At 67.8% G+C, this 17,617-nt stretch carries 14 protein-coding genes; 10 read left to right on the plus strand and 4 right to left on the minus strand.

What is annotated here, in order from left to right; translation table 11 throughout:
* Window positions 1–412 precede the first annotated feature (412 nt).
* From PUN51_RS20180 to PUN51_RS20195, 4 genes are all read left to right on the plus strand, one after another.
* Window positions 413–697 carry an HU family DNA-binding protein gene (locus PUN51_RS20180; RefSeq protein WP_011693739.1) on the plus strand — a complete coding sequence of 95 codons (285 nt, stop codon included), beginning with the start codon at window positions 413–415 and terminating at the stop codon, window positions 695–697.
* A gap of 114 nt (window positions 698–811) precedes the next feature.
* Window positions 812–2,983: a cytochrome c oxidase assembly protein gene (locus PUN51_RS20185; protein ID WP_275182306.1), complete on the plus strand. Its 2,172-nt coding sequence runs from the start codon at window positions 812–814 to the stop codon at window positions 2,981–2,983.
* On the plus strand, window positions 2,983–5,001 hold the full coding sequence (locus tag PUN51_RS20190) for an NHL domain-containing thioredoxin family protein (RefSeq protein ID WP_275182307.1): 2,019 nt from the start codon (window positions 2,983–2,985) through the stop codon (window positions 4,999–5,001). The genes PUN51_RS20185 and PUN51_RS20190 overlap by 1 nt, the downstream gene beginning before the upstream one ends.
* A 220-nt stretch (window positions 5,002–5,221) precedes the next feature.
* Window positions 5,222–6,040 carry an endonuclease domain-containing protein gene (locus PUN51_RS20195; protein WP_275182308.1) on the plus strand — a complete coding sequence of 273 codons (819 nt, stop codon included), beginning with the start codon at window positions 5,222–5,224 and terminating at the stop codon, window positions 6,038–6,040.
* A gap of 131 nt (window positions 6,041–6,171) precedes the next feature.
* On the opposite strand, the gene PUN51_RS20200 is transcribed toward PUN51_RS20195, so the two are convergent.
* The 4 genes from PUN51_RS20200 to PUN51_RS20215 all read right to left on the minus strand — a co-directional run bounded on the left by PUN51_RS20200 (window position 6,172) and on the right by PUN51_RS20215 (window position 11,675).
* Complete coding sequence (locus PUN51_RS20200) at window positions 6,172–7,164, minus strand: hypothetical protein (protein WP_201302372.1); 993 nt, start codon at window positions 7,162–7,164, stop codon at window positions 6,172–6,174.
* A gap of 153 nt (window positions 7,165–7,317) precedes the next feature.
* The gene (locus tag PUN51_RS20205) at window positions 7,318–9,108 is read right to left on the minus strand and encodes a helicase HerA-like domain-containing protein (RefSeq protein ID WP_275182310.1); all 1,791 of its coding nucleotides are present in this window, start codon (window positions 9,106–9,108) and stop codon (window positions 7,318–7,320) included.
* Window positions 9,109–9,157: 49 nt separating this feature from the next.
* Entirely contained in the window at window positions 9,158–9,709 is a 552-nt protein-coding gene (locus PUN51_RS20210) for a GNAT family N-acetyltransferase (protein ID WP_275182311.1), read from the minus strand.
* 4 nt (window positions 9,710–9,713) lie between these two features.
* Window positions 9,714–11,675, minus strand: a complete 1,962-nt coding sequence (locus PUN51_RS20215; protein WP_275182312.1) for an FAD/NAD(P)-binding protein — start codon at window positions 11,673–11,675, stop codon at window positions 9,714–9,716.
* 342 nt (window positions 11,676–12,017) lie between these two features.
* On the opposite strand from PUN51_RS20215, the gene PUN51_RS20220 reads away from it, so the two are divergent.
* The 6 genes from PUN51_RS20220 to PUN51_RS20245 are packed head-to-tail and all read left to right on the plus strand — an operon-like array spanning window position 12,018 to window position 17,457.
* Complete coding sequence (locus PUN51_RS20220; protein ID WP_374114993.1) at window positions 12,018–12,983, plus strand: amino acid ABC transporter permease; 966 nt, start codon at window positions 12,018–12,020, stop codon at window positions 12,981–12,983.
* Window positions 12,983–13,801 (plus strand): amino acid ABC transporter ATP-binding protein, encoded by an 819-nt coding sequence (locus PUN51_RS20225; protein WP_275182314.1) that lies wholly within the window; start codon window positions 12,983–12,985, stop codon window positions 13,799–13,801. The genes PUN51_RS20220 and PUN51_RS20225 overlap by 1 nt, the downstream gene beginning before the upstream one ends.
* A 9-nt stretch (window positions 13,802–13,810) precedes the next feature.
* A complete protein-coding gene (locus tag PUN51_RS20230) occupies window positions 13,811–14,866 on the plus strand; it encodes a transporter substrate-binding domain-containing protein (protein ID WP_275182315.1) in 1,056 nt (351 codons plus the stop codon).
* Window positions 14,863–15,927 carry an LLM class flavin-dependent oxidoreductase gene (locus PUN51_RS20235; protein WP_275182316.1) on the plus strand — a complete coding sequence of 355 codons (1,065 nt, stop codon included), beginning with the start codon at window positions 14,863–14,865 and terminating at the stop codon, window positions 15,925–15,927. Before PUN51_RS20230 ends, PUN51_RS20235 begins: the two co-directional genes overlap by 4 nt.
* A 10-nt stretch (window positions 15,928–15,937) precedes the next feature.
* Complete coding sequence (locus PUN51_RS20240; RefSeq protein ID WP_224023604.1) at window positions 15,938–17,311, plus strand: NtaA/DmoA family FMN-dependent monooxygenase; 1,374 nt, start codon at window positions 15,938–15,940, stop codon at window positions 17,309–17,311.
* A complete protein-coding gene (locus tag PUN51_RS20245; protein WP_224023602.1) occupies window positions 17,311–17,457 on the plus strand; it encodes a hypothetical protein in 147 nt (48 codons plus the stop codon). Before PUN51_RS20240 ends, PUN51_RS20245 begins: the two co-directional genes overlap by 1 nt.
* Window positions 17,458–17,617 lie beyond the last annotated feature (160 nt).

Consider the following 17,617-nt stretch of genomic DNA (forward strand, 5'->3'; position numbering starts at 1 on the left):
AAGACCCACAGCGCCGATGGTACTGCACCCGGGAGGGTGTGGGAGAGTAGGTCACCGCCGGAACAACTATTAATGGTCGAGGCCCCAACCACACGGTTGGGGCCTCCCACATTTAACACACAAAACACCGCACTAGGGGCCTTCTGGCCGTGCATCCTGGCGGGCCGTGGCTGGGAGGTGCCGGCCGCCGTCGTACTTACCTGCCAGCCGAGGGTGGACCGCGGTGCTGCTGGTGCCCGTGATGCGTTGACGAGGGTGAAAACGGCCGAAGAATCGGTGATTAACCTCAAAAAATGGCGGAAACACGCGGAATTTGCGGCCCGGAACCGCCCAAGCTGGTAAGTTTTCGAACAGTGGCCTGCGCGCATGCCGTGTGCAGGCTCCAGAATCAGAACCGTCCAGGAGGACATCAATGGCTAAGAACCGTAGTGAACTTGTTGCAGAGGTAGCTGGCAAGGCCGGCACCAGCCAGGCTGCCGTCAACTCCGTCCTCGACGCACTGTTCGAGGTTTTCGAGACTTCTGTCGCCGCCGGCGAGAAGATCACCATCCCGGGCTGGCTCGCCGTCGAGCGCACCGACCGTGCAGCCCGCACCGGCCGCAACCCGCAGACCGGCGAAACCATCCAGATCGCAGCAGGCCACAGCGTCAAGCTGACCGCCGGCTCCAAGCTGAAGGCTGCAGTCTCCAAGAAGTAGAGCTTATTCCCGGCCGGCATGCAGCTGGCTGGAACAGGAGCGGCAACCCACGGGTTGCCGCTCCTTGGCGTTTAACCCGGATTCGCCGCCCGGGCAGGCGTAGCGGACAATGGAATGGTGTCTTCTGCCGCAAAACCACGTTCCATCCCGCCCCAGACCAATCCTGGCAAGGGAGCTGCGGTCCGGGACGCCGGAAACCGGGGGATCCCGCTGCCCTGGCAGCTGGCAGGCCTGGCAGCGCTCTTCCTGGGCCTCGCAGCAGCACTGATTTTCTCCGGTGCAGCGGCGGCCCGCAGCGTCGCCGATCCGGGAGCCCTGGTCCGCTGGGGGCTGCCCATCAGCAAGGCCATCCACAACGTGTCCCTGGCGACCGTCGTCGGCGGCCTGATCTTCGCCGTCGGCATCCTCCCGAAGAACCTCAAGAACCCGAACCCACGTGGCCGGGACCGGGAGACTCCCGCCGGCAGCGGGGCGCCCGAACATCCCGCGTTCACCCGCGCGCTGGCTGTGGCTGCCGCTGCGGGCGCGGTGTGGACCTTGTCCGCCATCGCGGTCCTGGTTCTCACGTACGCCGACGTGGCCGGTCAGGGGCTGTCCGGCGATCCCGCCTTTACGCAGGCCCTGGTCTATTTCATGACGGACATCGATACGGGCCGGGCCTGGCTCGCCGTCACCATCATTGCGGCAGTGGTGACAACTGCCCTGTTCGGCGTCCGGTCCCTCGGTGGCCTGGCCCTGACGCTCATCCTGGCCCTCATCGGCCTGGTGCCAACGGCCCTGATCGGCCACTCCTCCAGTTCGTCGGACCATGAGGGCGCCATCAACTCCCTCGGCCTGCACCTGGTAGGGGTCAGCACCTGGGTGGGCGGCATCATCATCCTCGCCCTCCTGTCCGGCATTCTGACAGGCAGCAAACCCGGGGCAGCAGCAGACATCACCGAGCCCACCCTGCGCCGCTTCTCCACTTTGGCCGGCTTCGCTTTTGTCCTGGTCTTCGCTTCCGGAATCATCAACGCCAGCATCCGCGTGACCAGCTGGCCGGATCTCTTCGGCTCCGCCTACGGGCAGCTGATCCTGGCCAAGACGGCAGCGGCAGTGGTCCTCGGCGGCATCGGCTTCATGCACCGGCAGTGGGTCATCCCGCAGCTGGGCCGCAAGGGAGCCACCATGTCCTCACGGCGGGTGCTGTGGCAACTGGTCCTCGCGGAGCTGCTGATCATGGGCGCCACGTCCGGCATCGCCGTGGCCCTGGGCCGTTCAGCCCCGCCACAGCCAACGGAACTGGCGCCCAACGCCTCACCGGCCTTCATCCTCAGCGGCTACGAGCTGCCGCCTGAGCTCACGCCGGAACGCTGGCTCACTGAGTGGCGCCTGGACTGGATCTGGGTGGGCGTGGCCCTCTTCGGCCTGGTCACCTACTTCCTGGGCGTTGCCAAGGTCCGCCGGCGCGGAGATTCGTGGCAGTGGTTCCGGTCCGTGAACTGGGTCATCGGCCTGGTGGTGCTGACCTACATCACGTCCGGGCCGCCGTCGGTCTATGGCCGCATCCTGTTCTCCGCGCACATGGTGGACCACATGGCGCTGACCATGGTGGCCCCGATCTTCCTGGTGCTGGGTGCGCCGGTGACCCTGGCCCTGCGTGCCCTGCCCGCCCGCGGCGACGGCTCCCGCGGCTCCCGCGAGTGGCTGCTGGTCTTCGTCCACTCGAAGTTCTCGCAGCTGGTCACCCACCCGCTGTTCGCGGCTGCCAACTTTGCCGGCTCCATCATCCTGTTCTACTACTCGGACCTGTTCGGCTTCGCCATGCGCGAGCACGTCGGCCACGAACTGATGAACCTGCACTTCCTGCTCACCGGATACATCTTCGTGCTGAGCATGATCGGTACGGACCCGCTGCCGCGCCGGGCCCCGTACCCCATGCGGCTGCTGCTCCTCCTGGCCACCATGGGCTTCCACGCCTTCTTCGGTGTGTCCATCATGGGCGGCACCGGCCTGATGGCAGCGGACTACTTCGGCAACCTGGGCCGTACCTGGGGGCCGTCGGCGCTGTTGGACCAGCAGGCCGGCGGCGCGGTTGCCTGGGGCATCGGCGAGGTGCCCACGCTGCTGGTGGCGATCGGCGTCGCCGTCATGTGGTCCAGGTCGGACCAGCGGGAGACCAAACGGGTGGACCGCGCGGCGGACAGGAATAACGACGCCGATCTGACCGCTTACAACGATATGTTTGCCAAATTGGCCGAACGCGACGCCAAGCTGGCTGAACGCAACAAGCTGGAAGGACGCTGATGAGCGAAACCGTACGCACCCATGCCCGGGTCCGGGCCTCCGAACTGGTGGGCCGCAACTGGTTGAACACCGGTGGCAAGTCCCTGGACCTCGAAGCCCTGCGCGGCAAGATCGTGCTCCTCGACTTCTGGACCTTCTGCTGCATCAACTGCCTGCACGTCCTTGATGAGCTGCGGCCGCTCGAGCAGCAGTACTCGGACGTGCTGGTCACCGTGGGAGTCCACTCGCCCAAGTTTGAACACGAGGCGGACCCGGTGGCGCTGGCGGCAGCCGTGGAGCGCTACGAGATCCACCACCCGGTCCTGGACGACCCCGAGCTGGACACCTGGAAGGCGTACACCGCCCGTGCGTGGCCCACCCTGGTGGTCATCGACCCCGAGGGTTACATCGTGGCGCACCTTTCCGGTGAGGGCCACGCGGACGGACTCGCGGTGCTGATCCCCGAACTGATCGCCGAGCACGAGGCCAAGGGCACCCTGCACCGCGGCTCCGGCCCGTACGTGGCACCCGAGGCCACGTCCGGTACCCTGCGCTTCCCCGGCAAGGCGCTCTTCCTCCCGCCGGGACGCGGGTCCACGGCTGGAACGGCCGACGGCGGCACGCCCGCAGGTGCAGCGGCTTCCGCTGCTGCGGAGAAGGGTTCCTGGCTGGTCACCGACACCGGCCACCACCGCCTCGTGGAACTCGGCACCGACTTCGAAACAGTCCTGGCCACCTTCGGCTCGGGCACCAAGGGCTACGCTGACGGACCCGCCGCGGGGGACACCGCCAGCGCACAGTTCAACGAGCCCCAGGGCCTGGTCCTGCTCCCGGAAGACGTGGCAGCCAAGGCGGGCTACGACGTCGTGATTGCCGACTCGGTCAACCACCGCCTGCGTGGACTGTCCCTCACGGACGGCAAGGCCTCCACCCTGGCCGGCAACGGCATCCAGCGCCTGCTGGAAACCGGCCCCGCGCGTGTGGACGAGGACGGCGCAGGCTTCAGCGGTTCCCTGGGCACTGACCCGCTGGATGTGGCGCTGAGCTCGCCGTGGGATGTTGTGTGGTCGCGCAAGCTCAATGCGGTGGTGGTGGCCATGGCCGGCACGCACCAGATCTTCAGCTTCGACCCCGTCACCGGCGCCGTCTCGATCATCGCCGGCAACGGCCTGGAAGGGCTCCTCGACGGTCCCGCCCACGAGTCCTGGTTCGCCCAGTCCTCCGGCCTGGCCGAGGATGCGGACGGCAACATCTGGGTGGCGGATTCCGAAACCTCGGCGCTCCGCAAGCTGGTCATTGCCGACGATGCGTCCATCACCGTGGAGTCCGCTGTGGGCAAGGGCCTGTTCGACTTCGGCTTCCGCGACGGCCCTGCCGCTGAAGCCCGCCTGCAGCACCCGCTCGGTGTGACCGTCCTGCCCGACGGCTCGGTGGCGATCGCGGACACCTACAACGGAGCCGTGCGCCGCTACGACCCCGCGACCGGCACCGTGTCCACTCTGGCCCGCGGACTTTCCGAGCCGTCCGACGTGATTGTGGACCACACCCAGTCCGCCGGCTCCGAGCCCCTCCTGGTGGTGGTCGAGGCCAACAAGCACCAGCTGGTCTACGTGCCCATTCCCAAGGAAGCGCAGCAGGTGGATGAGGGCGCGTCCCAGACCCACCGGCCCAAGAGTCCCGTTGCGCCCGGCACGCTGGACCTGACCGTCCGCTTCACGGCTCCCACCGGGCAGAAGCTCGACGACCGCTGGGGCGATCCCACGCAGCTGAAGATCTCCTCCACGCCGCCGGAGCTGCTGGTGTCCGGTGGCGGCACCTCCGTGGGCCTCCTCCGCAGCCTGGAGCTGTCCCCGGACGTTCCCGAGGGCGTGCTGCACATTACCGCGCGCGCCGCGGCCTGCGACGGCCCCGAAACAGAGGACGGCGAGATCCCGGACCACGCCGCGTGCCACCTGTACCAGCAGGACTGGGGCATCCCCGTGGTCCTGCAGGCCGACGGCGACACCGAACTGGTCCTGGACCTGCGCGGGATGGACTGACCCGGCGAAGGTCCTGCCAAAAAGGGCTGCTTCCCGTGGCTTCGCGTCACGGGAAGCAGCCTTTTGCCTCTGCTGGCTACCGGCAATCCCGGAAAGCCGGGCGTCGGATCCCGTGGCGTCCCCGAAAGCGTGCTCTGCGTGACGCCCCCAATACCGCCGATATCCACATGCCGCCTGAATACGCTGTCAGCACGGGCACCGTAGCGGCCAGCATTGCCGCATGGATGTCCTCAAAGCCCTGGAAGTTTGCGGCGGAGCGGCGCGGAGGCCTGCCCTTGCCCGGCTGGGTGTGGATGACGCCGCCCTCCGTCGGGCAATGCGGGCAGGAGTGCTGCAGCCCGACCGGGGGCTTTACGCGCTTCCGACGGCGCCTCCGGACCTGGTTGCCGTGCTGCGGAACCGCGAGCTGCTGACCTGTTCAAGCGCTGCGGCTGCCTACGATCTGTGGTCCCTGCCCTCCGACGGACGTCGCCACGTTTATCACCGCCGGCAGGAGGCAGTGCTTAGTGGCTCGGTCCACCACGCCGGGCTCCTGCTTCCGCCCTCCCGGTTCCAGCCGGTGGCCGCCCTGGCAGATGTCCTGATCCATGCCCTGCGGTGCCTGTCCTTCGCGGAGTCCTTGGTCATGGTGGAATCCGCGGTTTCGCGCGGGGAGATGACAGTTGATTTCCTGTGCCAGCGGCTGCCTGGAAAGCGGAACGGGAGAGCCAGGGCTGTCCTCGACTGGGTGGCTACCGGGGCGGACTCCCTCCTGGAGACGCTGGCCCGGACATATTTCCGGCAGGCCGGAATCTCCGTGGAGGCGCAGGTGTACCTGGAAAGGGTTGGTTATGTTGATCTGCTGCTGGACGGATGGCTGGTGGTGGAACTGGATGGACGGCATCATGCCGAGTGGAAGCAGGTCCAGAAGGATCACCGCCGGAACAATGAATCGGCCATCCAGGGGTACACGGCCCTGCGGTATTACTATGCGGACGTGGTGCACCGGCCCCACGAGATGGTCCAGCAGGTGCTTGCCGTTCTCAGACGGCGACGGTAGTCCAAGGGTGGCGTCACGCGAAGCACGCTTTCGGACACCCGGAAGCGGCCGGTACCCGCGAAATCAAGGGCTGTGGCACCAGACTCCGCTGAAAGCGTGCCCTGCGTGACGCGCACGGCAGACGCCGCAGGCTAGAAGCTCAGCTGCGGGGTGACCTTGACCGTGTCACCGGATACGTCCAGGCGGGTGGTAAAGCTGAAGTCCACCTCGGCGTCCAGCGGGTACCAGGCCCCGGTGAAGGCGTTCTGCTGGAGTGCCTCAACCTTGGCCTTGCCGTCCAGCGGTGACACTACCCACCGGCCGTCGAACGGCTCCACTGATACCCCCGGGTACTCGGTGACGGTCCAGCGGATAGTGCCGTCCTGGACCCGGTTGTTGCTGGCGTAGTAGAAGGGGCAGTCCGGCTGGAGCTTCTGTTCCTTCACGGCCTCGGCCGCGCAGCCGTCCAGGAATTCCCTGACCTTGGCCGCAACATCGTTCTTCAACTTGTCCGTGGCCTGGGTCAGCAGGTTCAGCGGCGCCACCGGGGCGTCCTTTGCGGTGACCGTGGCACGCGTGGCGGGAGCCGAGAAGTACTGCCCATCCAGGGAGGCCTCATACTCGCCCGGGTAGAACACGGCGAAGGAATTGCGGCCGTTGGGCATGTTCACCGGAACACCGTTCACCACGGCCTCGTTGCCATTGACCACAGTGATATCAACGGTGGGCAGCCGCGACGGGACGAATGCCCACGTGTTGAAGAACAGCCACTCGGTACCGGTCTTCTGCAGCAGGAATTCAGTGTGCAGCCGGCTGCCGTCAATGGTGTATTCCATGGGCACCATGACCTGGTTCCCCGGGCGTTCCTGCGGGTCCCCGATGGACACATTGGTGACTCGGGAGGCCGCGGTCTGCAACCCACTGCCATCCAGCATGGCGGCGTTGCTGGGCGGAACTGCGGCCCGCAGGATCCCCAACGCACGCCCGCCGTCCCCGCTCTTGAGCGCGTCCAGGTATTCCCTGACCGGCTGCTGCGGACTGGCTACGGTATTGTTCACCACGTTGATGGCCACAATGGCTGCGGCGACGGCAAGCATGAGGCCCAGCAGCCATCCGGCCGCGATCCTCACCAACGCTTGACTCATCTGCACGTTCTACACAGTAACGTCAGTGCGGACGCACTCTAAAGTTGGTGTCCCCCTAATCCGGCGGACACCACCTACGTAACGCCCGACGGCGGCGCCCAGGATCCGGGCCGACAGGAGCCTTGGCTGAGGCCCGGGACACCAAGGGCAGGGTCAGCGGCGGCGGCGCCGGGACGAGGTTCCGAACACTCCGCGGAGCAGTTCGCGGCCCAACTGCGTACCCATGGACCGCGCCATGCTCTTCAGCCCGCCGCCCAGGGCGCCGCCGAGGACTCCGCCAAGGTCACCCATCATGCCGCCCGGCTGCGGCTGCGGCTCCGGCTGGCGGGGCTGGGACTGGCGTGTCCGGGGCGCCTTCGCACGCGGCTTGGACTCGGAGGTCCGCGGTTCGTCGTATTGGGGCTCGGTGTATTGGGGTTCGGGTGCCTGCGCGGGCCTGCTGCTGGGCCTGCCCAGGATCTCCTCCTCGATCCGGCGGGCCTCGGCGTCAACGTCGTACGCGCCAGGCGCACCCGAGGTACCGGCGGAAGCTGCCCCGGTGTCAGGCGCGCCGGCAGGAGGTGCTGATGCCGCCGGTCCTGTGGGCGCCGCGGCCTTGCCGTTGAGTTTTTCGTAGGCGGACGGGTTGTCCACCGCGGTTCCGTACTTGCCCAGCAGCGCCGAACCCGCCACCGTGCTGCGCACCAGGGCGTCCTCGCTGGGGCCCATGACGGATTCCGGGGCGCGCAGCCGGGTGAGCGCCACCGGAGTGGGTGCGCCCTTTTCGTTCATGACGGTGATGACGGCCTCCCCGATGCCCGCCGAGGTCAGCGTCTCTTCGAGGTCATAGTCGCTGAGGGGGAAGGTGGACACCGTGGCCTTGAGGGCCTTGGCGTCCTCGGGGGTGAAGGCACGCAGGGCGTGCTGGACCCGGTTGGCGAGCTGGCCCAGGACATCGGCGGGGACGTCCTTGGGTGTCTGGGTGACGAAGAAGATGCCCACGCCCTTGGACCGGATCAGCCGGACCGTGGTGGTGATGGCGTCCAGGAAGGCTTTGCTGGCGCCGTTGAACAGCAGATGGGCTTCGTCGAGGAAGAACACCAGCTTGGGCTTGTCCAGGTCGCCGGCCTCGGGGAGGTCCTCGAACAGGTCCGCCAGCAGCCACATCAGGAAGGTGGAGAACAGCATGGGCTTGGTCTGCAGGGTGGGCAGTTCCAGGCAGGTGACCACGCCGCGGCCGTCGGGGGCGGTCCGCAGGAGTTCGGCGGTGTCGAACTCCGGTTCACCGAAGAACTTCTCCAGACCCTGGGCTTCCAGGTTCACGATCTCGCGCAGGATCACGCCGGCGGTGGCCTTGGACAGGCCGCCGAGTTCCTCGAGCTTGTCCTTGCCCTCGTCCGAGGTGAGGAACTGGATGACGGCGCGGAGGTCCTTGAGGTCGATCAGCTCCAGGCCGTTCTTGTCCGCGAAGTAGAACACCAGCTGAAGGCTGGACTCCTGGGTGTCATTCAGCTCCATGATCCGGGAGAGCAGGATGGGCCCGAACGAGGTGATCGTGGCGCGGACCGGGACGCCGTTGCCGTCGCCGCCCAAGGCAAGGAACTCCACGGGGAACGTCTTGCCTGACCATGCCTGGCCGATGCTGTCCGTGCGGGCCCTGAGTTTGTCGCTGCCGACGGCGGCCGTCGCCAGGCCGGAAAGGTCACCTTTGATGTCGGCCAGGAACACGGGCACGCCTGCCGTGGACAGCTGCTCGGCCATCATGTGCAGCGTGACGGTCTTGCCGGTACCGGTAGCCCCGGCCACCAGCCCGTGCCGGTTCATCATGGCCAGCGGCAGCCGCACCGGCGCGTCCTTGTGGAGTTCGCCGTCGATGATGGCGGCTCCCAGTTCGATGGTGGCGCCTTCCAGCGTGTAGCCCTGCTGGATGGTGGCAAGCTTCTCTGCTGTGGTTTTGGTGGCCATGGCGCTAGCTTAGCGGCGGGTGTCCCTCCTGGGGCGGCATCCGGACCGGTCAGTCCTGCCGGAGGTTCCCATGATCACGGGTGAGGTCCTTGGTGAACGCCAGGGATCCGATGGTTTCCGGGTCTGCTTCCAGGTCGAACTGTGCCTGGTATCCCGTGGTGAGGTACAGGTGCTTGGCCTCCGGCTGGCGCGGCCCGGTGGTCAGGTACAGCCGGGTGTAGCCGCGGGCAGCGGCGAGGGCTTCGAGCTCGGCCAGGACCAGCCGGGCTAAACCACGACGACGGTGGGCTGAGTGTGTCCAGATCCGCTTCAGTTCCGCGGTGGCGTCGTCATAGCGGCGGAACGCGCCGCCGGCGATCGACTCGCCGTCCTCCTGCACCACCAGCAGCGCGCCATGCGGCTCCTCGAATTCCGCCGCGGGGTAGCGGTTCAGCTCGTCCGCGGCAGCGGTGCGCCCAAACAGGTCCCCATAGCGGGTGTCATATTCGACGGCGAGCTCGTCCAGGAGCGGCCGGACCCGCGGATCGTGCATGGGCAGGCTGAGGACCGAAAGCCTGGCGGGATCGAGGGGGCGGGGCTTGAGCCCGGGTTCTGCTGTCATGGTGCTAGCCCTTTCCGATGGCGGCTGGTTCTGGAGTTATTTTGTCCTGCGCGGTGGCCGCATGGGCCGCCGGGCCCTGGGCGGCGATGTCCCGGGCAACGCCGAGGACGGTACGGGCCAGGGCGTCGTTTTCCCGGAAGGGCGCCGCGTTGGTGTTGGGCCTGGCAAAGGCGCCGGCACCCCAGCCGGAGGTTCCGGGGCCAACGCCGAAGAGGGTGGCCTGGGCCCGGCCTTCCGCGTCCACCAGGTGGTGCCCGGAAGAGACCAGCAGCTTCCCGGTGGAGTGGATGCCGTCCGAGGTCAGCAGTTGCTGCTCGCAGCCCAGTCCGCCGTCATACAGCGAAGAAAGCACTGGGTTGAGGGAGCGGGCCACCGACGTGGACGGCAGCCTCGCCTCAATCAGCGCGGTGGCGGAAACCGAAACACCGGACTGCGGGGAGGTGGCGCGGAAGGTGCCGCTGGCGTCGTCGGTGGATACCTCCAGGCCCGGGCCGAGGAACTGCAGCAGCCCGGCCCTGTGCAGCGCCAGCATCTGGCGGAGGCGGTGCGGCGGCGGACCGGAGTCCACGAAGCTGAAGAAGCCATGCCACCAGCCGTGGATGGCCTGCTGGGACTTCGCGTTGAGGCGCTCCGCCGGTACCACGCGCCCCACCGCCATATACACGTGCAGCAGCGCCAGGAACAGGGCCAGGGTTTCCGGATGGTCCGGGCTGTCCCGCAGGGCCAGGTCGTCGTCGATATACCGGGCCACCGCGTCCTGCAGTTCCTGGTGGCCGGCAAAGTGGACACCATCGAAAGGCCGGTCCAGCCGTTCCAGGTCCAGGTGCAGGCCCGGGTCCGGCACGGCGGCCGCCACGAGGTCCGCGCGTTCGCCGCTGTACCAGTCCACCTCCGCATAACGGGCGGTAAACACTTCCCATTCCATGGCCGCGCGCTCCGGGGTGCCGGTCAGGAGTTCACGGTAGTAGTAATGCCCGGCTTCCTTGGCGATGAGCGGCCAGAGGTGCTGCCGGAAGTCCAGCTCGCCGTGCTGCTGCAGCAGCTCCTGGACGACATCCGCGGTGAAGAAGCGCAGCGGCCCCGGAGCCTGGCCGCGCAGGGAAGCGGAAATCTTGGAGTGGTACGGCACCCCCCGGCGGGACCCTGCCCACAGCCGTGGTTCCCGTCCGGACGGAACGTAGCGCAGCCCGCCGTCGTGCGTTTCCTGGAACCTGCCGCCGCGCCCCTCCATGAGGAGGACCAGCAGGTCAACGAACGCCAGGCCCATCCCGGCGACGATCACGTCCTGCCCGGGGGCGATGGGGGAGTAGTCGACGTCGGTGGTGTAGCTGGGTGCAGCGTGGTAGCCGCCGTGCCGGGCGGCGAAGTCCGAGTACCCGGCGGAGACGGCGTCAGGGCGGGAGTCCGTGTGCCCCAGGGCGGTAACGACGATGTCCGCGTGCAGCGTCCGGCCATTGGCCAGCTCCACCTCGTGGCCGCCATCCACGGTGGCAACGCCGAGGGCGGTGGTCCGGTGGACCGTCACGCTGCGGCCCAGCGATTTGGCGGCCCGGCGGAAGAACCACTCCAGGTACTGGCTCTGCAGCTGGCGGGTGGGGAAGGTGGTGCCGGTCAGCGCGCGGAGCTGGTCCCACAGCTGCTGGGGGAAGTCCGGCACGTCGATGATGGTGGCATCCAGGACGCCGGCGGCCCACCCGGCCAGGCCCGGCCCCGGTGCCGCCGGGCCGGCGCAGTCCACGGACGCGTCCGTGAACATGGTGATGTCCGCCGCCATCGAGTTCAGCAGCAGGCCGGGGTCCTGGTCGTACCGCCAGATGCGGCCCGAACCCGGGACGTGCGGCTCCACCACATGAATCTGCAGCGGGCCCGCGAAGACGTCCGGCCGGTTGGCCGCGATCCGTTCCAGCACACCGGCCGTGCGCGGTCCGCCGCCAATGAAGACGATGGCCGGGATGGTGGCGGGCATGGGTTCTCCTGACGGCGGGGGCTGGATTGAGTGCCCATGCTAGGCAGCCGTGGCAACGGCGGTCGAGCGCCTGGTCACGGCCGTTAACTCCGCGTCACAGCGCGTTACGGGACGCAAAAAACCGACTCATGACGCCGTACGAAGCCCCGTGAACTATTGCAACCTGGCGCCTTGCTGGCCAGTTCCGGCCGGTCCTAGATTTGCAGCCAGCAAGGGGCCGCACGGTCCCACCCGGGGCAACAGCCCAACCGGATCCCACGACGAGAAGCGAGGTGGCACATGAGTTCAGCAGCAACGACGGTGGCGCAGTCACAACAGCCGCAGCCGGCACCGCCGGCGGAAATGCCACCGAAAACCGGACGCCCCGAAGACGGGGCGTCCGCCCGGCCGGCCCCGGACTACTCGTCCTACCGGGTAGTCGCAGCCAAGCATCCGTGGCGCTGGGTGGGCACCGCCGTCGTCGCGCTCGGTGTCCTGGCCGTGGCCTGGTCCCTGGCCACCAACCCGCGCTGGGAGTGGGGTGTGGTGGCTCAGTGGTTCACCGCGCAATCGGTGGTCAACGGCCTGGTGGAAACGCTGAAGCTGACCGCCATCTCCGGCATCCTGGGGTTTGTGCTCGGCTTCGTCCTGGCGCTGATGCGGCTCTCCGCGTCGCCGCTGCTGGTCTCGGTGTCCTGGACGTTCTCCTGGATCTTCCGGTCCACGCCGCTGCTGGTCCAGATGCTCCTCTGGTACAACCTGGGCTACCTCTACGAGAAGATCAGCCTGGGCATCCCGTTCACCGATGTCCGCTTCTTCGAGGTCCAGACCACCACACTGATCAGCCAGTTCGCGGCAGCAGTGCTGGGGCTGACCCTGAACCAGGCGGCGTACTCGGCGGAGATCATCCGCGGCGGCATCCTCTCCGTGGACCAGGGCCAGCTGGAAGCCGCGGCCGCCCTGGGCATCCCGGCCTGGCGCCGCTCCACCCGGATCGTCCTGCCGCAGGCCATGCGCGCCATCCTGCCCACCGCGTTCAACGAGATCATCGGCCTGGTCAAGGGCACCTCGATCGTCTACGTCCTGGCCTACTCCGAGCTGTTCTACACCGTGCAGGTCATCTACAACCGCACGCAGCAGGTCCTGCCGCTGCTGCTGGTGGCCACCCTCTGGTACATCGTGATCACCTCCGTGCTGAGCGTCTTCCAGTACTACATCGAACGGCACTACTCCAAGGGCGCGGTGCGGAACCTGCCGCTGACGCCCCTGCAGAAGGCCCGCAAATTCTTCGCCACCCATGCGGCAGTCCCCACCCGGAGGAACATCTAATGACTGCAACACTTACCGCCGCCACCCGCGGCCTGGTGGAGATCACCGGCGTCCGCAAATCCTTCGGAACCACTGAAGTCCTCAAAGGCGTCAGCCTCACGGTGGAACCCGGGGGAGTGGCCGTGATCGTGGGCCCCTCCGGATCCGGAAAGTCCACCCTGCTGCGCACCATCAACCACCTGGAAAAGGTGGACGGCGGCCACATCACCATCGACGGGCAGCTGGTGGGCTACGAGGTCCGCGGCGACCGGCTGCACGAGCTCCGCGAAAAGGACATCCTGAAACAGCGCACCGAAATCGGCATGGTGTTCCAGAACTTCAACCTGTTCCCGCACCTCACCGCGCTGGAGAACGTGGCGGAAGCGCCGGTGGTGGCGCACCAACCCGGCAAGGCGCGCCGCTCCAAGGCGGAAGCCCGCCGCCGCGGCCTGGAACTGCTGGACCGGGTGGGCCTCAAGGACCGGGCTGACGCCTACCCCCGCCAGCTCTCCGGCGGCCAGCAGCAGCGCGTGGCGATTGCCCGCGCCCTGGCCCTGAACCCCAAGATCCTGCTGTTCGACGAGCCCACCTCCGCCCTTGACCCGGAACTGGTCAACGAGGTCCTGGACGTCATCCGCGAGCTCGCCACGTCCGGCACCACGCTGATCATCGTCACCCACGAGATGGGCTTCGCCCGCGACGTTGCGGACACCGTGGTGTTCATGGACCAGGGCCAGATCATCGAAGAGGGCACCCCGCAGGACATCTTCAGCAACCCCCAGGAACCGCGCACCCGGAGCTTCTTCTCCAAGGTGCTCGAACCGGCCTTCAACATCTAAGGAACTCCCATGGCTTTCCCCACCCGCGGCCGCCGCCGCGCACCCGCAGCGCGTCCCGCCGTCGTCCTTCTTGGCACCGCACTCCTTGGCTCAGCCGCGCTCGCCGGCTGCGCGGACCCCGGCGCCTCCGCCGCCGGCAACCCCAGCGGCGGCGCGCAGACGACGGCGGCCCGCAACGGCGTCGTCTACAACACCTCGCCGGACCAGCAGCGGATCCGCGCGGAGAAGGACCCCGCGCTCGCCGCCAAAGTCCCGGAACTGATCGGCAAGGACGGCAAGCTGACCGTGGCCACCACCGCCGGGTCCATCCCGCTGTCCTTCCACGCCACGGACGACAAGACGCCGATCGGCTCCGAGCTGGACATCGCCCAGCTGGTGGCGGACAAGCTGGGCCTGGAGCTGGATGTCCAGGTTACGTCCTGGGAGAACTGGCCGCTGAAGACCCAGTCCGGCGACTTCGAGGCCGTGTTCTCCAACGTGGGCGTGAACAAGGACCGGGTGAAGCTGTTCGACTTCGCCAGCTACCGGGCCGCGTACATGGGGTTCGAAGCGAAGAAGTCCTCCACCTACGACATCAAGGGCGCGGACGACATTTCCGGACTGAAGATTTCCGTGGGCTCCGGTACCAACCAGGAAAAGATCCTGCTGGCCTGGAACAAGGAGCTGGAAGCCAAGGGCAAGGCGCCGGCCACGCTGCAGTACTACTCGTCCGACGCCGACACCATCCTGGCGCTGTCCTCCGGCCGCACGGACCTGAACATCGCCCCGTACCCGTCCACCGTGTACCGGGAAAACACCCGGGACGACCTGAAAGTTGTGGGCGAGGTCAACGCCGGCTGGCCGTCCGAAACCCTGGTGGCCGCCACCACGCTGCGCGGCAATGGGCTGGCACCGGTGATCTCCGAGGCGCTGAACGAAGTCATCCAGGACGGCTCCTACGGGAAGGTCCTGGAACGCTGGGGCCTGTCAGAGGAAGCCCTGCCGGAATCCAAAACCATCACAGCGGAAAACTACACGGCAACACAGGCCACGGCAGCTCCTTCACAGGCAGGAAAGGCATCATGAACGCAGAGCACACCAGCCGGCCAGGCTTCCTCGCCATTGAGCTCGACGGCGCCGGCTGGGACGGTGCGGACCTCACCCGGGCCGTGCTGGCAGCCGAGTCCGCGGGCTTCCATGCCGCCACCTTCACCGACGCGCCCGCACCGGGGCGTGCCAATGCCCTGCAGCGGGCCGCGTTCGCCGGGCCCATTTCCCGGACCATCGCCCTGGTCCCCGAAATTGACACTGTATATACGGAGCCGTTCCACGTCTCCACGCAGCTGGCCAGCCTGGACTACGTCTCCGGGGGCCGGGCCGGGTGGATCGCCACCGCTGCTGAGGCGCCCGAGGCTGCAGCCGCCGTCGGCCGTTCTTCCGTCACCGGTGCCGCGCTGGGCCAAGAGGCCGCGGCGTCCATCGAGGTATCCCGCCGGCTCTGGGATTCCTGGGAGGACGACGCCGTGATCCGGGACGTTGCCACCGGCCGGTACATCGACGTGGACAAGCTGCATTATGTGGACTTCCAAACGCCTGCCGGCTTTCCCGGCGCCGGCTACTCCGTCAAGGGGCCGTCCATCATCCCGCGGCCGCTGCAGGGGCAACTGCCCGTGCTGGCCCCTGCTTCGCTGATTGGCGGGATTCCGGTGGACGCCCTGGACGCCGTGCTGGTGTCCGCCCCGACGCCGGAACTGCTCGCTGCCGAGGTCCGTGATGTGCGGGCCAGGGTGGGAGCCGGCGTTGCGGTGGTTGCCGAGCTCGACGTCGTACTGGACGCCCGGGGGCAGGCCGCGGCTGCGCGGGGTGCATCGTTCGACGGAGGCCGGGCGGCTTTCGCAGGTTCCGCACCCGGTCTTACCGACTTCCTGGCCGACCTTTTAAAGGAGGCCGACGGCGTGCGGCTGCACCCGGCGTCGCTCTTTGTTGACCTGGAGGAACTGGGCCGCTGGGTATTGCCGGAACTGCGCCGCCGTGGGGCACTCCGCCCGGTGGTGCAGGACGGCACCTTCCGCGACCTGCTGGGCCTGGACCGCCCGGCCAGCCGCTACGCAACCGCCGCCGCTGCGCCTGCCGGTGCCGGAAAGTAAGGGGAAAATCATGAAACAGCACACCCGTGCTAAATCCGAGGTATTCGTTCCGAGCGGCCAGATCCAGTTCGGCGTCTTCTTCCAGGGCGTCAACTCCGGCACCATCTGGAAGGCCCCGGAATCAGGCTCGCAGACGGACTTCGAGTCCTTCCGCCGCATCGCCCAGACCGCCGAGCGCGGGCTCTTCGCCGCGTTCTTCCTGGGTGAGGGGCTGCGCCTGCGGGAACACCTGGGACGCCCGCACGCGCTGGACGTGGTGGGCCGCCCGGATGCGCAGACCATGCTGGCCGCCCTGGCGTCCGTCACAAAGAACATTGGCCTGGTTGCCACGCAGAACACCACGTACAACGATCCTGCGGACCTGGCCCACCGGCTGGCATCGCTGGACCTGGTCTCCGGCGGCCGCGCGGCGTGGAACATCGTGACCACGGACAACGCCTGGACCGGGGCGAACTTCCGCCGCGGAGGCTACCTGGACCACGCGGACCGGTACAAGCATGCCGAGGCGTTCGTGGAGACGGCCAAGCGGATCTGGGATTCGTGGGAAACGCCGGACGGTCCCGCCCGCCGGGTGCTCCATGAGGGCCGGCGCTACACGGTGGATGTGACGCCGCGGCTGCCGCGCAGTGCGCAGTACCGGCCGGTGCTGTTCCAGGCCGGAGACTCGCCCGAAGGCCGGAACTTCGCTGCCCGGCAGGCGGACGTGATCTTCTCCGCCCACCCCAAGTTCGAGGACGCCGTGGCGTTCCGCAAGGACCTGGTGGAGCGGTCCCTGGCCGCCGGGCGCGGGGCCAATGCCGTCCAGATCATGCCGGCCAGTGAGTTCATCCTGGCGCCGACCGCTGCCGAGGCGGCGGAGAAGAAGGAGTGGGTGCGGAGCCTGCAGATCGGCCCGCAGCAGGCCATCGCCTACCTGGAGCAGTTCTGGGGCCGCGAGCTCTCGGCCTACGATCCGGACGGCCCGCTGCCGGAGATCGATCCGGTGGTGGAGGAAACGTCCGAGACCCGCGGCAGCGGTTTCCACGGTGCCAAGGCCCGGCAGCTGGCGGACCAGTGGCGGGCCGAGGCCAAGGACAAGGGGCTGTCCATCCGGCAGTTCGTCACCTCGAAGACCGCGCGGATCGATTCCACCTTCACCGGCTCCTACACGGCGGTGGCGGACCAGCTGGCCGAGTACGCGCGGGTGGGTGCGGTGGACGGGCTCAACATTTCGCCGTGGCTGGTCCCCAGCGGGCTGGATGACATCGTGAACCACCTGGTGCCGGAGCTCCAGGAACGCGGTGTATACCCCACGGAGTACCGGGGCGCCACGCTCCGCGAGCACCTGGGGCTGGAGACGCCGGTGCGTTCCGCTGACGAGGCTGTTGCGGCGGTCCGCGCCTGATGCGCTGGGCTGAGCTTGCTGGAACGGACGACGACGGCGGCACGGCGGGTGCCGCCGTCGACCCTTCCGCGGGGGCTGGCGCTGTTGTGGCTGGCGCGTCCGGCACCGTCAGCCTGCAGCTGACGGTATGGGAGCAGTGGGTCTAGGGCCCGTTGTGCGCTTCCGGGCCGGCGGCCGGGCCGCTAGTCGGTTTCCGGGCTTTGGCAGTAGAAGCACGTGCCGGCGTCGCAGTCTTCCGCTGTTTCCTGTTCCATTTGGCGCTCACTCATTCCGGGTCCTTTCCGTGGGGATTGCGAAGTAGTACCC

The sequence above is a fragment of the Arthrobacter sp. NQ4 genome, assembly GCF_029077345.1.
Lineage (GTDB): Bacteria > Actinomycetota > Actinomycetes > Actinomycetales > Micrococcaceae > Arthrobacter.